Here is a 15433-nt window from a genome sequence, read left to right as displayed (position 1 = left end):
ATGATAAAAAAGAAAAAGAGCTTATGTTTTTTTACATGAAGCTCTTTTTAGTTTGTTCGATTATTGATTATTTTGCTTAACAAAAGCAACGTAGGCATCAACCCAGTTTTGCATAAAAGTTGCTGTTTTCTCTGAAAACTGTCCATTCTCAACCATGCCGTCATACCATTTTAGATAACATTCTGGTTGATTTAGGGTTGGCATATTCAAGAAGGCTAACGAATTACGTAAATGCTGTTGAGCTATTGCTGTACTAATATTACCAGTTGAAACACCAATAATACCCGCTGGAATTTTATCCCAAGCACTTGTTCCATAAGGGCGAGAGGCTTGGTCAATGGCATTCTTAAGTGCCCCTGGCATTGAACGATTATATTCAGGGGTGATAAAGATGATGCCTTGACATGCTTTTATTTGTTGTTTGAAATCGACAACAGAAGAGGGGGGATGAGTGTCATCGTCTTGGTTATAGAGAGGGAGAGCACTAATATCGATAAACTGACAGGTAAATTCTTGAGGAAATAACTTAATTAAGGCATGTGCTGTTTGTTTATTAAACGAATCTTTTCTTAAACTACCGACAACGATACCAATTTTAAAATGACTCATCTTAGTTCTCCTATTTTGAAGGATAAAATGAATATCAAAGCCTATATTAGATATTCATTTTTTGATTTTATCTCGGTATTAAAAAACAGCAACAAAATATAAGAGTATTTTTTACACGTAAATTACGTAAATAAATGATAAAATTAGTATTATTATTTTTATTATTATCTGGTATTATTCCATCAATATAAAAAAACGATCAGTTTATATGACAACATTTTTACTAAATAAATCCGATATTCAAGATTTGATGCATTTAGTGTGATGTAAGTAGTATTTTAAGAAAAAATAAATGAAATGATAGGAACACTCATTGCAACCAAGAGTGTTAGCCTATTTATTTAGTATGCAGTAGGTAATAGAAAATTATAATAAAATGGCTTAAAATGCGACAACTCATATGCTCTTATTTAAGTCTGATCGGAATTAAGGAAAAATGATGTCCTTATTACAAAATAAAAAGAATGTCCTCGCTGTATTTATGGCAACCAGCGTCCTCGCCCTATCAGGGTGCGCGTGGACTGATCACACTCGTCCAATTGAAACGCCAGCGCCAGCACAAACCACACAGCCTGTAGCAACTACTCAACCAGTGGCTGTTGCACAACCGCTTTCTATGGCACCAGCTGCAGAGCCTGCTGATAGTGGTGTAGATGCAAGAAAATTGGGACTAGCACCGCAAAGTGCTTGTATCAAACAACTTGATTCTTTGAAAACTTTTTCTCCATCTGATTATCAATCCATGATGAGCTCATTTAAAGAAATTAGCGAAATCAATGCGATGTACCGTAGTGTTCAAGGTACAGCAAGTAAAGATAGTTTAGATTTATTAAAAATGAGTATCGAATCAAAAACAGAAGTTTTATGTGCAAAAGTTCGCTATTTGTCGATTATGTCAGTTAATTCGACATTAAAAAAATTAGGTGAATAATTACTATGAAATTAAAGCAGAGTGTTTGTCTCGCTTTTATGCTGTTTCCAACACTGTCGTTTGCCAATAATGAGTTTAATTCTGTTATTGAAGATTTTGACCGTTATTTTGAAACGCAAGAGCCAATTAAAATTGAGCCTAAAACATCTGCTACAATTTCATCGTCAACGAGAACCGGTCAGGCGAATCGTGGAGTAAACCGCACCACAGCGACTCAACAAACAAAACCAGAGCAACGAGTTAAACCTTCTACGCCAGCTAAAACAGATAATCAGGCAGTTGAACCTATTAAGACTCCTGATATCACGCTGGCAGAAAATTGCCCTGTGTTACCTGCTGATTATTCAAAATTAAAGAGTGATTACACTCGTTATTTAACTCCGTTGCTTTCATTTGTTCCGATTAAACCACAATTTACACCAGAGGATCTTAATCGGTATAGTTACAGAAATAACGCAACGATTTATAACCCGTTAGCGCTTTATTCAAAAGAAAGTTATGCAAGGCCTCAACGTAATGACAATTTCTTGTTAGATATTATTCCAGGAACATTTTATTCTGTAACGGCCATTCCTTTCCATTTTGCATATCAATTCAATCGCTCTGTACTCGATCGTAAGCAACCTCTTTTTAATAAAGAGCTCTTAAATCGTTTAGCAGATACGAGAAGTAAATACCAAACTCTGTATCAAAAATACACAGAGCAGGCAGCTATAACAAAAGAGCATTTAGAAAAACTTCAAAATGCAAATAACCAAATTAAACAATTAGAATTGACGCTGGCTGAAACAGAAGAAAAATTAGCTACGGCGAATAACTTGCTTAGTGATGACACGTTGAAACAGGCTGTTGCCAAATTACAAAGTGATTTAGAAACAACAAAAAAAGAACGTGATTTATTAGTTAATCAGTTAGCTGAAAAAGAGAACGTATTACAGGCAACAACAGTAAAAAATACTGAATTAGCAAAACAGCAACAAGATTTTGAAAAACAAGCGGGAATACTTAAAACCCTAGAAGCGAAATATACTCAGCTTGAGCAAGAAAAAGATCAATTACAATCGCAGTATCAACAGGCTCAGGCTCTGTTAAAAGATGACAGTGCTAAAAAAGAGATTGATAAATTACAAAGTTCACTTGAGAGCATAAAAGTAGAGCAAGAGAAGTTAATTAGTCAATTGAATGAAAAACAGACACTACTTGCGAAAATTGAACAAGAAAAAGAAGTTATACAGGCTCAGTATATCGAATCTCAGCAGTTACTAAGTGGTAACAGTAAGCAAAAAGAGCAAGAGTTAGCTAAATTAGAAACTGCTAAAAATAAAGAGATAGCAACATTAGAAAATTCGTTATCAACAATAACGACTGAGCAAGAAAAATTAACTAAACAACTTTCAGATGTACAAACTCAATTAGCAGCAATAAAGAAAGAGAAAGACGATGTGCAGGCTCAATTTGCACAGGCTCAACTATTGCTAAAAGATGACTCTGCGAAAAAAGAGATAGATAAATTACAAAGCACATTATTGAAGATTACATCAGAACGTGAAGATTTATCTAAAGAGCTTGTATTAAAAGTTGCGGAAGCAGAAAAACAGCAAGATGCTAATAGCAAACTTGTTGAGGATCAGCGCAAAGAAATAGCACAACTGAAAACACAAGTTGAAAAAAGTAATCAGGAACAAGCTAAACTTAATAAATCGCTTTTAGCTGTTCAACAGCAAAAAGAGCAGGTAGATGAAAAATTAAAAGCGATCCCAGAATTAAAAGCACAGTTAGATAACAAGGTCACGGAACTAGCTGACTTGAAGAAGAGTTTATCTGCTGGTGAAAAAGCCGTTGATAATTTAATTACTGATAAAAATAATCTGATAGCTAAGTTAGAGAAAGCGCAAAGTGAGCTATCGAATAAATATCAAACATTAGATACACAATTTAAAGAGAATAATATTGCATTAGCTCAAGTCACCACGAGCAAAACAGAGAGTGAAAAAACGTTAGCATTGTTAGAAAAACAACTCACTGAAAAGCAAAATACAACGGATAAATTGAGTGCTCAATTAGCTGAAGCAAAAGTACAATTAGAAAAACAAAATACAGAAAATGCACAGCAAGTTAGCACGTTAAAGCAACAACAAACAGAATCTATTGCTAAATTAAATGAGCAAATTAAAGCAAAAGATGCTGAATTAGCGAAAGTTAATACAGACACTAGTAATATCTTAAAAGAAAATAAAACGCTAAAAGAACAGCTGGAGAAAATGGCTGGTGAAGGGCAAATGATCGCAGGGCAACTTGCTTATGCTTACTCGATTATTGGTAAAGATAATGCCCAGCGTAATAAATCCATTTTATCTGAGATCCAAAAACAGAATTACGTACAATATGACGATAATACCTACTTTAAAATATTAAAGCAGGGTAAACCTGAGCCTTCAATTGCAGGTAAAACGGTTGTATTTACAATGCATGAAGAGTTAACTGATGGTACTGTAACTCTTAATTATGATAAAGCTAAGCCACTTATTTTACCTTACCGACAATTGCCGTTACCACTGAATACCTTTATTGCAAAAGCTGGTATCAATGGTAAAGCCAAAATTTATATAAAACCCGGTGGCGGTTATGGAAAAAATGGTGTGCCAGGACAAGTACCACCAGAATCTATGTCTATTGTGACAATTGAGATCTTAGATATTAAATAGAATAATTAAAAGCTAACATCAGCTCTTCTCTTTTTATTGAGAGAAGAGCTGAAACTTTATTATCGCCATAAAAATTCATCGTTTCTTAAGCAAAGCTCTCTTTCTAGCAGCCAATCTTTTAATTTTTGACAGTTTTCAGGATTTTCCGGAATACTGTTTAAAATCTCCCACAGTGGTTTTATTAATTCAGAATTTGGCGTTATGTTTTGGATATAATCTAAAGTATTATTAATTTCAACATTAAAGATAGGTTCATTTTTCCAATTATCGAGGAGCAATTGGATATCTTTCTGTAATAAGTCATCAATAATAATTAGTCTGACTTTATCTGCATTAAGCTTAATATTGATATCATCTAAAGATAAAAAAGAATCACTTTTATTTGATAGTTGTTTTTCTTCAAATGACTTAATATTTTCACACTGCTTAATTTGAAGCTCAAGCTCTCTTTTGGTGTCATAAAGCGTGAAAAGCTGAGGAGTAATATGTTGAGCCCACCAAATAAAAAGTGGCTTTATTACGGCTTGAATTAAGCGCATATGCTCATTGATATTGACCGTTGCTTTTAATGATTTATCCCAATCCGCTGGTGTTATTGTGGAATGTGACTGTTCTGCATGAAACGAATGTGCGAAACTAATAACATCACGTATTTCTTCTTTAGATATTACAACAAAGCAGTATTTCTTTCGTAAAAACCAAGTGGACTGTAATAAACTGTCCAAGCTTTCACGACATAAAACACGAGATAATATTTTTATTTGTTGCTCATTAACATCACATGCAGTAACGATGTTTTGATTTGAACGCAAAGAAAACTGTAGATCAAACAAGTCATCTACAGTTTTTTCATTGTTGGGTGCCATTATTTTTTTTAGTAAGGCTAAATAGTCATAATAATGGGCTTTGGTGCTATATGTATTTTCTTGTATCACGATATACAACTCACTCATAAGAATAGATTTCAAGTATTCTAACTATGAATGACCTTTAGATATTATGATATTCGGTCGGATTTTTTATAATTTTGATCTGATATTTCTCGCTTTGCTCGGCGTCATATTAAAACGACGATGATAGCTTTGTGTGAAGTAAGATTGACTTGAAAAGCCAGATTCCATTGAAATATCAACGATACTCATTTCAGTGGTGAGTAGTAGTTGATGTGCATAAATAATTCGTCTTTCACAGATCCATGTTCTTGGTGAAGTACCATAAACATGATTAAAAAGCTCTTTAAACGTAGTTAATCCCATTCCAAATTCACGAGCAAATTGTTTGAGTTTCCAATTTTTTAAATGATTTTTTTCCATAAAAATCTTTAAGCGGTCAACTTGACGATGGCTAAGTTGGCGCAATAACGCCATTAAGTCAGAACCTTGCTCAGTTGAAAGTAATAGAATTAAAAGCTCTTCAATACGTAATTGTGTGAAGGCTTCAGGGCAAGATTGAACAGTAAGATACTCAAAGCCATTACTACAAAATTGAATAAGAGGTGAGTTTTGAAAACAAATAAAAGCACTGGAAAACTCTTCATCCCTTTCTATTTGACACAAGATATCATTGTATTTAGACATGAAGTTTCTTAAGAAGTCATCAGAAAGAGGGATATAAATAATATCAGTAGGCTCTGCACCTTGTGTTTTTATTGTATAACTACCTTGTTGTAGAAAAAGAACTTGGTTTTCGTTAGTTATCACTGTGTCAGTACAATTTTGCAATGTAAGTGCATTCTTTCGGATAAGAAAGATTGCTTTTTGTTCATTTTCTAGTATTTGATATTGTGGATAAAAATAAGATCTTTTTTGAATAGCACAATCAGATCGCTCGGTTTTGTCACACTGTATTGTATTCATGTTTCGCCCAAAATTATTATATAAGTATCACTGTATTTTTATAAAGGTAGATATCAGAATATTTATAAAAACACTTCTTTATTATTGAGTGTTATTAAAAATAAAAAAGAGACTATTTTCTTCAATTTGATGTGGTTTTTTTTTTAGATATTAGGCATTACATTTTGTTTTGCTAATTTAAGATAAGTCATTTTGTTAATTTAAAGGCATTGCTTATAAATTGCAAAAAGAAATTAAATACAGATAAGTTTTTTCTGTGGGGTGTTCAGTAATAGTATAAGAATTAATGTAATTAATAATTTACGCTTTACGATGGTGTAAATAAAATCCATATATAACAATCGGTTATTTTTATTTTTTTCTTTACAGTGTAAAAAAATAATAAGTGCATTTAAAATGCAAAATTCATTACAAATACTAGGTTGTAATAATAATGAAAATTAATTGTTATAAAAAAATTAAAATAAATAAGTGTAAAATATAAATATAAAGAAGATTAAAATTGAAAAAGACAGTTAATAACTATAGTTATATTAACCTAGGTAATCAAGGTATCATTTCTACATACCATAAAATGGGCTGCAAATCATAAAATCAAAAAAATAGTACACAAAAAATGTATTATTCACCTATCTATTTTATTCTTTTGCCTTTGGTTTTTATTGTTACTGTGATGAAGATCTCGTATTTTTTTCATTAAAACGAAAATAGGTTTGATTTTAGATATTGAATTTTTTTGAATGAATTTTTATAAAGATATAGATTCAGACAACTAATGTTAATTTTCAATGAAAAATATTTATCTAAAAGGACTGATAATCATCACTATTTATTCACATTAAGCGTAAATTATTAAAATAGTGATTCTACCTCTTAATTTAATTAAATCTTATTTCGCTCAAGGAACAAATCAAAAAACTAAAAGGTAATAATAGGCTTATTACTGGCATTATGCTTGCCATCTATTTATTAGAATGATGAATGCATAAGTGTATTTATTGTCAGGGAGGTAAGGATATAGCTAATTATGGAGAATAAGCGAACACTGCGAAATATGATATTCAGCGGGATATGGATAATTTGGACTCTCGCCTTAATTGCCTTTTGGCGTTATCAAATGGCAGGCGAATTTTTGATTATTTTAATCCTAATTTTTAGCATTATTATTTATTCTATGACGTTGAGGTTAAAAAAAGCCGCTATGTTTAGTCGTAAAACTGAAACACCAAAAGCAGCAGAGCCTGTTGCACCAGTAATAACAGAAGAGAAAAAACCGATGCCAGAGCAAAAACTATACACGATTATTGCAAAAGGAACGGTATTCCAAGGCGATATTAATGTTGAAGGCGATATCCAAATTTGGGGTAAAGTAGCCGGCAATATTAATGTCAAAGATGGCGTTATTCGTGTTATGCATGCGGGGCAAGTTGAAGGTGAATTAACAGCACCTGATATTATTATTGATGGTTTTGTAAAAGGTATCTGTGCTGCAAATAATTTAGATATTTTAGAACACGGTGAGTTACGTGGTACTAGCCGTTGTGGCAGTATGTCTATAAAGCGTGGTGGTATTTTTACTGGGCAATCAGAGCAAGTTGAACATCAAGCAAAATCAGTTGCTCAACAACGTGTTGTTTCAATAAAAGAAAGCTCTAATGCAAATAAAGATAAAGTTGTTGCTCCAGTAGAAAATCAACTAAAAGAAAATAAAAAATAAAGTACCATTTTTCTTTTCATTGTTCGTTGCTTATCCTATTTTATCGCTATTGTCTTAATTTTATATAAATAGAGAATAACGATGAATTTAGATACTCCCAGACTACACCTAAGAGAATGGCGTGAGAGTGATAAAGCGCCATTTTTTTCTGAAATCAACTCTTCACCTGAAGTGATGCGCTATTTTCCTTGCACTTTATCTCAATTAGAAAGTGATAATATGGTTGAGACTATCCGTGAAAAATTTATTAAACAAAACGGATGGGGAATGTGGGCAGTTGAATTAAAAGAGACTCAAGAGTTTATTGGTTTTGTTGGATTAAATATTCCAGCCGCGTCTTTGCCATTTAATCCCTGCGTAGAAATTGGTTGGCGGATTGCACAAAAATTTTGGCGAAAAGGCTATACCTATGAAGCAGCTTTAGCTGTATTTAAATGTGCGTTTGAAACGCTGGGATTAGAAGAGGTTGTTGCTTTTACCGCAGTTTCAAATCTTCCATCTCAAGGTGTGATGCAAAAATTGGGTATGCGCCAGTCTGATAATTTCTTTCATCCCGCATTAGATAAAGCACATCCTTTAGCGGAGCATGTTTTATATCGATTGAATAAATCTGATTTTATTTTTCCGTCGAACGAATAGCTCGCTTTTTCTCGGGAAGAGGAGGAACGGGCTTTTTATCATCAATAAGATGACGTATTGCTAAGATCGGATGATAAATTAACATTCGAGGCCCTGCCCAGCGCATGATCTGTTTCATCGTTTCTCGTTTGGCGGGTTGATAACAGTGAATTGGACATTGTTTACACGCCGGTTTATCTTCACCATAACGACATTTATCTAATCGGTTATAGGAATAATTGATTAATTGTTGATAATAATCTGAGTCAGCTTCAGGATGTGAATGAGCATAAAGGCGAACCATTTTTTGAATGGTTTTTTTCTCACGATTTATTCTTTTTCCTGACATACCTTTCTCTCTTAGTAATATGTTGCATTTATCATGCATCTTATCATCAAGCCGATAGAGACGCTAAAATATTATTTAATGCGTAATGATAAAAAATTTTGTCAAAAAGACTTTTCTTTTTTCTTAGAATATAATACTGTATTTATATACAGTTTATTTGCCTTTAAATGGTGAAACCAATGCGTGTGGAAATTTTATTTAATAAACAATCTAAGATAACCGACTCATTATTTCCGCTCTTAGAACACGAACTGAGAAAAAAGATCATTCCAGAATATCCAGATATGCAGTTTCGTATTGCCTTTAGTAGCATGAACTCGATTCAAGTCACAGGCATAAAAGATGAAACTAAGCATGAACACATAATGGAACTTATTCAAAGTGTTTGGGAAGATGATGGTTGGTTGCAAACAGACGATGAATAAAGTGCAGTAAAAATTTAGCAAATAAAGTAATTACGATTGTCAGAATGAATTGGCTTTTTACTTGTTTATATAAAAAGCCAATGACATAGAAAAGGAAATCGCTGGCAATCGGGTTTTAAAACTGTATATCTATCAATGATGACAAATCTTATTTTCACTCGTTGTAAATCCACCCTCTGCTGGAATAAATTTACCTTTCCTTTCTAAGAAATCAACTAATTCAGTCGCTGTCATATTTTCAGCTGAGCACGTATGAAAACGTGAGTCATTACCGAATTGTTTATGGATAGCATCAATTAGCGATGTTTTAGTAAATGCAGTCTCTGAAGAAAGGATCATTTGCAAAACTTCATGACCATGTATTGATGACATATTGAGTACCCTAAAAAATAAAAGATACATTAATTATGCATCTTTATGAGAGGGTATCTTTGTTTTTAATCATAAAAAGCGATGACATTATATCATCGCTTAAAAAGAGCCTTATTTTTCACTTCGTTGAAGTATTTTTTGCATTTCATCTTTAAGATGAAGTTTTTCTTTTTTTAGTTTGGCAACTTCGTCGTTATAACCAGCTCCGTTAGGACCTTCTAGTTTTGCAATTTCTTGATCGAGTCGATGATGTTTATCGTAGAGAGCTTCAAAGCGGGGATCACTATTTCTTAATTGAGAAACAAGGGCTTGTTGATCTGAGAACATATAACCTCCTATGAAAAGAAATTGGGTCTCTATTTCAGTATAATCATAGATTGGCTATCTGCATGGTAGAGCATCACAAATTTACATTTCATGAAAAAACGTGATTTTTCTTTTTAAAACATTCAGAATTATCCACTCATAGTACTATTTACTAAGATGTTAGCATTCAAGCACTAAAAATATTAGTATTCAGATAATGAGCAATAAAAACATCTGACTAATTTTGTTAACGGCGAAGTGTTCGCTGTAAATATGGAGAGAGTGATGAACAAAGTAATATTATCTTTAGTAGCGGCAATGTCTTTATCTGCGTGTGCACAAGCTACCGACAGTTTAGATAAAGTTGCACCTTATCCTAAGGCTCAAGAAAATCAAGTTCGTCATGTTATCGAGTTAGAGAAAAAAGATAATGAAAGCAATTACCAAGTTGAATTAATTATTGGTAAAGAACTTAAAGTAGATTGTAACCATCAGTGGTTTGGTGCGGATCTAGATGAAAAGAATTTAGAAGGTTGGGGTTATAGCTATTATGTTGTTGGCGATTTGAATGGCCCAATGTCAACAATGATGGGATGTGCTGACAATACGAAAAAAGATGCCTTTGTACAGGCAAATATGGGATCAGATGCCTTCATCCGTTATAACAGCAAATTACCAATTGTTGTTTACACACCAAAAGATGTTGATGTGAAATATCGTATTTGGTCTGCTGCTGAGACGACTCAAGATTCAGTTAAAAAATAACGACTAGCCTTATTTAGGACCGGTCATAGTGTACTAAAAAGCCCTTTGTTATTGAGACAAAGGGCTTTGTCGTTATTAAAACTAAATATTAGCGAATAACTAAAACTGACATTTTGGCATGGCGTACAATTGATGACGCTGTTGAGCCTAATAAATAAGAGGAAACATTAGGTCTATGTGACGCAATCGCAATCAAATCAGCATCAATATGGCGAGCATATTCTAAAATTTCATCTTTTGCGTTACCAACGCCAACATTACATATAATCTGCTCATCAGGAATTTTTGCATCTTTAATCATTTCTTGTAGCGCAACAAAAGCAAGACGAGTACGTTCTGACGAATCTTTGAATTTTTCAGGAATAGCAGCGAATTCGATACCAAAGAAAAGTTCAGCATTAGGAATAACGGTGAGGAAGTGGATCTCAGGTTTACCCACCTTTGCTATTTGTTCAATGTGAGCGATCAGTTCCTGAGAAAGTTCATCTTCTAAAATATCAATGGGAACTAGGATTTTCTTATACATTACAAACCTCACTTAGCGTTAGTTTAAAATATTTACCATTATCGCCTAATAGTAAAAAATAGCTGTGATCTGTGTTTTAAATAAGAGTGAGAATGATTATTTACTGCTTTACATTATTAAGCATTAAAAATTAAAAACAGTCTGAAATAATATTAACAATATAATGAAAAATAAGTTATATACCTTAACTTGTTGACAGAAAAGCACATTAATAATGTTGTATTAAAAATAAATTTCTTTTTTTCTCATTAAAAATAGAAAATGCATAAAAGAATGATTATCAATTATATTATTGTTCTGTATCTATAAGATTTTATTGATAAAAATAAGAGACATAAAGATTTAAATATGGCATATTAATAGGCAATGACATCTCAATATGATGTCTGGACAGCAATCTTAGTCCCTAAACTGGATTGTTATTCAGAGTCGTCCTTTATCCTCACCAATGAGTTATGGAACCTGAAATAACCTATGGAACTCTATTTATCTATGGCAATAGAGTAGGCTATTTAAAACCAAATAAGATTATTATTATGACACATAATCACATTGATGATATTGAGTTGGATCGGGCTGATAATAATCAGTCTGAAAAATTTAAGGCAGCTAAAAAAAGTACGTTAGTGAGTGTTTTTGTCAATATCGTTTTATCCATTTGGCAAATTACAGTGGGCTTTTTCTCACACTCTCAAGGTTTAATTGCTGATGGTATTCACTCGCTTTCTGATCTTATTGCTGACTTTGTTGTTTTAATTGCTAATAAAGGTAGTCAGAAACAACCTGATGCGGATCACCCTTATGGGCATTTTCGCTATGAAAATGCGGCATCACTTATCCTTGGAACTATTTTATTAATTGTTGGTTTGGGAATGGTATTTTCTGCCATTCATAAAATTTTAGATCCATCTACTATTCCTGAAGTTCATAGTGTTGCTTTATATGTGGCTTTACTTGCATTAGCGGCTAAAGAAGGATTATTTCGCTATATGCTTGCGGTTGCAAAAAAAGTGGACTCAAATATGTTAGTCGCGAATGCTTGGCATGCGCGTTCTGACGCAGCTTCGTCATTAGTTGTTGCAATTGGTATTATCGGAAGTTTGGCTGGATTTAAATTTTTTGACCCATTAGCAGCATTAATTGTCGGACTATTTGTCGGTCGTATGGGATGGCGTTTTACTTATCAAGCTCTGCAAGATTTAATGGACAGAGGGGCAGATGAAGAAACGCTAGAAGAGATTAAACAGATGCTGGTTTCAACACCGGGCGTGCAAGGCGTTCATGATTTAAAGACACGTCGTTCAGGTGATTATTTACTCGTAGATGTACACCTTGAAATCAAAGGTGATCTCACGGTCAGTGAAAGCCACGAGATTGTTGTAAATGCACGTAATAAGGTTTTGCAAAATAAACAGATCTTGAGTGTGATGGCGCACGTTGATCCCGCTTAAACTTATTTGAATACTTAATAAAAAAGGTAATGATGGATTTTCATTACCTTTTTTTGCACCTTAAAAAGCGCCATTTACCACTTTAGAAATTGACGCAGTTTTCTTTTACATTATTACTCAGTGCTGCAATTAGATTATCTACTGCACATTCAGCCATCGCATAGCGAGTCTCTTTTGTTGCAGAGCCAATATGTGGAACAGCGACGACGTTTTTCATCGTTAATAAAGGTGAAGATGAAGATAGAGGCTCTTTTTCAAAAACATCCAGTCCAGCGCCCGCGATCTCTTTTTGTTCTAATGCATTGATAAGCGCCAATTCGTCCACCACAGCTCCACGCCCTGCGTTAATTAAATAAGCATCAGGTTTCATCATCGAAAATTGTTTTTGCCCCATTAGATGATGCGTTTCTGGTGTTAATGGTAACGTGATACATACGAAATCAGATTGCTGTAATAAGGCTTCTAAAGAGCAATGCTTTGCAGAAAATTTATCGTTCACTTCTGTATATTCTGTCCGTGAGTGATAAAGAATATTCATATTAAAACCAAAGTGTGCACGTTGTGCCAAAGCCTTTCCTATTCGACCCATGCCAATAATACCCATGGTTTTATGATGAACATCAGTACCGTACCAATCAGGTGTGATACCTTTAACCCATAAACCTTGTTTAACATTATCAGCAAGTTCAGGGATACGTCTTGCTACGGCAAGGACTAATGCCATCATGGTATCTGCAACGGTGTCTGTTAATACGGTTGGAGTATGCATTAGTTTGATATTACGCTTGGTGAGGGCATTAACATCAACATTATCATAGCCAACAGATACCGTTGAAACGGCTTTTAAACGAGGCGCTAGGTTAATAAAGTTTTCATCGATATTGCCACCAGCACCTAGTAGTCCAGAAGCATTGGCGAGCGCGGAACGGAAATCATCAGATTCTAAAGAGAGCGTTTTAAATTGTTTGATATCAGCAAAATCAGATAGTTTTTTGTACAGTTTTTCGGGAAGATCTTGGTAGAGCAAGACAGTCGGTTTCATTATGTTCTCCATTCGATACTCGTCATACTTCAAGCCACAGCGTTGTTGGCTACGTAGTCACATACTATTGTATGCTCCTAGCGACTCATTCACTTGCCGCCTAGCTGTAACTTGAACTATTTAGAGTATCTATACAATAAAACACTTATTAAGTTGTAAGTATCTATACAATAAATCACTTATGAAGTTGTAAGTATCTATACAATAAAACACTTATTAAGTTGTAAGTATCTATACAATAAAACACTTATTAAGTTGTAAGTATCTATACAATAAAACACTTATTAAGTTGTAAGTATTTATACAATAAAGCACTTATTAAACAGTAAGCATTTTATTGAGAGTGTTCTTACTCCGCTTAAACATATTAGCGGGGATGTTAATAAGGTATGATAAAACGTATTGAATGTCAGTTTTATCATGTAATTAACTGATTGATTGAGATGTAACCGTTTACTTTGAATGGGTACTATTTTTAGTAGTGAAGAGGTGGGATGTATTACGTATTTTATTAACTTACTGTAATACAATTCTAAACTAAGATTTTTATAAAATTTAAGTGTGTGCGAAAAGCGTGTAAACGTTTACACTAAATGTCGGTTTGATCACGAAATGATTCTGTTGATCTTGCTAAACTCTGTGTCAGTGAACAGAAACCGTCTTGCGCTTTTCCTTTGAATTGAATCAAAAGAGGTGAATGTGGAAATATTAGTAACAGGTGGTATGGGATATATCGGTAGTCATACTTGCGTACAAATGATAGAAGCAGGCATGACACCGATTGTTTTAGATAACCTTAGCAACGCGAATGAAGAAGTCCTTAATCGTGTTGAAGCTCTAACAGGTAAACGCCCTCTGTTTTATAACGGTGATATTCGTGATGACCAGCTATTAGCATCAATCTTTGCTAAGCATTCTATTCAGTCTGTTATTCATTTTGCGGGATTGAAAGCGGTTGGTGAATCTGTTCAGAAACCAATTGAATATTATGACAACAATGTTAATGGCACATTGGTGCTAGTACGTTGTATGCGTGATGCGGGCGTAAAAAGCATTATTTTTAGCTCATCAGCAACAGTTTATGGTGATCCTCAAGCCGTTCCTATTACTGAAGATTCGCCAGTAGGGGGTACAACTAACCCTTACGGCACCAGTAAATATATGGTTGAGCGCATTTTATCTGACTTATTTGTTGCGGATGAAAGTTGGTCTATTAGTTTGCTACGTTACTTTAACCCAGTAGGGGCGCATCCATCAGGAACGATGGGGGAAGATCCTAAAGGTATTCCAAATAACTTAACCCCTTATATTTCTCAGGTGGCAATTGGTCGTCGTGAACAAGTGGCTGTTTTTGGTGATGATTACCCAACAAAAGACGGTACAGGTGTTCGTGATTATATCCATGTTATGGATCTGGCTGATGGTCATATAGCAGCATTAAATGCGTTAGGTAAAAAAGCGGGCTTACATATTTATAATCTGGGAACCGGTAACGGGACTAGTGTAATTGAAATGATTGAAGCATTTCGTAAAGCTAGTGGTAAACCTATCCCTTATCAATTACAAGCTCGTCGTCCGGGTGATATTGCAGAATGTTGGTCAAGCCCTGCAAAAGCAGAGAAAGATTTACATTGGAAAGCTATTCGTTCAATTGATGATATGGCAGCGGACGCTTGGCGTTGGCAGTTACAAAATCCAAATGGTTATTTGAAATAAGATTTAAAATATTCAGATAATCTTGAATAAATAAGAGAGAAGGTT

The 15433-nt window shown here is 33.9% G+C and carries 16 protein-coding genes; 8 read left to right on the top strand and 8 right to left on the bottom strand.

Features of this window, described 5'->3' with window-relative positions; translation table 11 throughout:
- Positions 1 to 60: 60 nt before the first annotated feature.
- Positions 61 to 609 (bottom strand): NADPH-dependent FMN reductase, encoded by a 549-nt coding sequence (locus tag D7029_RS13440; RefSeq protein WP_194950918.1) that lies wholly within the window; start codon positions 607 to 609, stop codon positions 61 to 63.
- Between the two features lie 439 nt (positions 610 to 1048).
- Here D7029_RS13440 and D7029_RS13435 point away from each other — a divergent pair, with 439 nt between their 5' ends.
- On the top strand, positions 1049 to 1540 hold the full coding sequence (locus tag D7029_RS13435; protein WP_228766688.1) for a hypothetical protein: 492 nt from the start codon (positions 1049 to 1051) through the stop codon (positions 1538 to 1540).
- Between the two features lie 5 nt (positions 1541 to 1545).
- Entirely contained in the window at positions 1546 to 4245 is a 2700-nt protein-coding gene (locus D7029_RS13430; protein ID WP_194950916.1) for a sugar transporter, read from the top strand.
- 59 nt (positions 4246 to 4304) lie between these two features.
- Here D7029_RS13430 and D7029_RS13425 read toward each other — a convergent pair whose 3' ends face one another.
- Both D7029_RS13425 and D7029_RS13420 read right to left on the bottom strand, forming a co-directional pair.
- Complete coding sequence (locus D7029_RS13425) at positions 4305 to 5180, bottom strand: T3SS regulon anti-activator ExsD domain-containing protein (RefSeq protein WP_228766687.1); 876 nt, start codon at positions 5178 to 5180, stop codon at positions 4305 to 4307.
- A gap of 84 nt (positions 5181 to 5264) precedes the next feature.
- Positions 5265 to 6101: a helix-turn-helix transcriptional regulator gene (locus D7029_RS13420; RefSeq protein ID WP_194950914.1), complete on the bottom strand. Its 837-nt coding sequence runs from the start codon at positions 6099 to 6101 to the stop codon at positions 5265 to 5267.
- Positions 6102 to 7302: 1201 nt separating this feature from the next.
- Between D7029_RS13420 and D7029_RS13415 the strand changes: the two genes are divergently transcribed.
- Both D7029_RS13415 and D7029_RS13410 read left to right on the top strand, forming a co-directional pair.
- The gene (locus tag D7029_RS13415; protein WP_226892275.1) at positions 7303 to 7818 is read left to right on the top strand and encodes a bactofilin family protein; all 516 of its coding nucleotides are present in this window, start codon (positions 7303 to 7305) and stop codon (positions 7816 to 7818) included.
- Positions 7819 to 7899: 81 nt separating this feature from the next.
- Positions 7900 to 8457, top strand: coding sequence for a GNAT family N-acetyltransferase (locus tag D7029_RS13410; RefSeq protein WP_088494976.1), 558 nt, complete (start codon positions 7900 to 7902; stop codon positions 8455 to 8457).
- Here D7029_RS13410 and D7029_RS13405 read toward each other — a convergent pair.
- Positions 8435 to 8785: a nitrous oxide-stimulated promoter family protein gene (locus D7029_RS13405; RefSeq protein ID WP_194950913.1), complete on the bottom strand. Its 351-nt coding sequence runs from the start codon at positions 8783 to 8785 to the stop codon at positions 8435 to 8437. The two genes, D7029_RS13410 and D7029_RS13405, sit on opposite strands and share 23 nt — an antisense overlap.
- A gap of 179 nt (positions 8786 to 8964) precedes the next feature.
- On the opposite strand from D7029_RS13405, the gene D7029_RS13400 reads away from it, so the two are divergent.
- Positions 8965 to 9210 carry a DinI-like family protein gene (locus D7029_RS13400; RefSeq protein WP_036934877.1) on the top strand — a complete coding sequence of 82 codons (246 nt, stop codon included), beginning with the start codon at positions 8965 to 8967 and terminating at the stop codon, positions 9208 to 9210.
- Between the two features lie 132 nt (positions 9211 to 9342).
- On the opposite strand, the gene D7029_RS13395 is transcribed toward D7029_RS13400, so the two are convergent.
- Together D7029_RS13395 and D7029_RS13390 are read right to left on the bottom strand one after the other, a co-directional pair.
- Positions 9343 to 9582: a YecH family metal-binding protein gene (locus D7029_RS13395; RefSeq protein WP_023581559.1), complete on the bottom strand. Its 240-nt coding sequence runs from the start codon at positions 9580 to 9582 to the stop codon at positions 9343 to 9345.
- A 111-nt stretch (positions 9583 to 9693) separates the two neighbouring features.
- The gene (locus D7029_RS13390; protein WP_023581560.1) at positions 9694 to 9909 is read right to left on the bottom strand and encodes a DUF465 domain-containing protein; all 216 of its coding nucleotides are present in this window, start codon (positions 9907 to 9909) and stop codon (positions 9694 to 9696) included.
- A gap of 264 nt (positions 9910 to 10173) precedes the next feature.
- Here D7029_RS13390 and eco point away from each other — a divergent pair, with 264 nt between their 5' ends.
- A complete protein-coding gene (gene eco, locus D7029_RS13385; protein ID WP_193775149.1) occupies positions 10174 to 10653 on the top strand; it encodes a serine protease inhibitor ecotin in 480 nt (159 codons plus the stop codon).
- Positions 10654 to 10741: 88 nt separating this feature from the next.
- Here the strand turns inward: eco and D7029_RS13380 are convergent, their stop codons facing one another.
- Positions 10742 to 11179 (bottom strand): universal stress protein, encoded by a 438-nt coding sequence (locus tag D7029_RS13380; protein WP_023581562.1) that lies wholly within the window; start codon positions 11177 to 11179, stop codon positions 10742 to 10744.
- A 536-nt stretch (positions 11180 to 11715) separates the two neighbouring features.
- Between D7029_RS13380 and D7029_RS13375 the strand changes: the two genes are divergently transcribed.
- A complete protein-coding gene (locus tag D7029_RS13375) occupies positions 11716 to 12630 on the top strand; it encodes a cation diffusion facilitator family transporter (protein ID WP_194950912.1) in 915 nt (304 codons plus the stop codon).
- An 82-nt stretch (positions 12631 to 12712) separates the two neighbouring features.
- On the opposite strand, the gene ghrB is transcribed toward D7029_RS13375, so the two are convergent.
- A complete protein-coding gene (ghrB, locus tag D7029_RS13370; protein WP_194950911.1) occupies positions 12713 to 13672 on the bottom strand; it encodes a glyoxylate/hydroxypyruvate reductase GhrB in 960 nt (319 codons plus the stop codon).
- Between the two features lie 699 nt (positions 13673 to 14371).
- Between ghrB and galE the strand changes: the two genes are divergently transcribed.
- Positions 14372 to 15388 carry a UDP-glucose 4-epimerase GalE gene (gene galE, locus D7029_RS13365; protein WP_088494980.1) on the top strand — a complete coding sequence of 339 codons (1017 nt, stop codon included), beginning with the start codon at positions 14372 to 14374 and terminating at the stop codon, positions 15386 to 15388.
- Positions 15389 to 15433 lie beyond the last annotated feature (45 nt).

The sequence above is a fragment of the Proteus vulgaris genome, assembly GCF_016647575.1.
GTDB lineage: Bacteria > Pseudomonadota > Gammaproteobacteria > Enterobacterales > Enterobacteriaceae > Proteus > Proteus mirabilis_B.
This window is presented reverse-complemented; position numbering and strand designations above follow the sequence as displayed.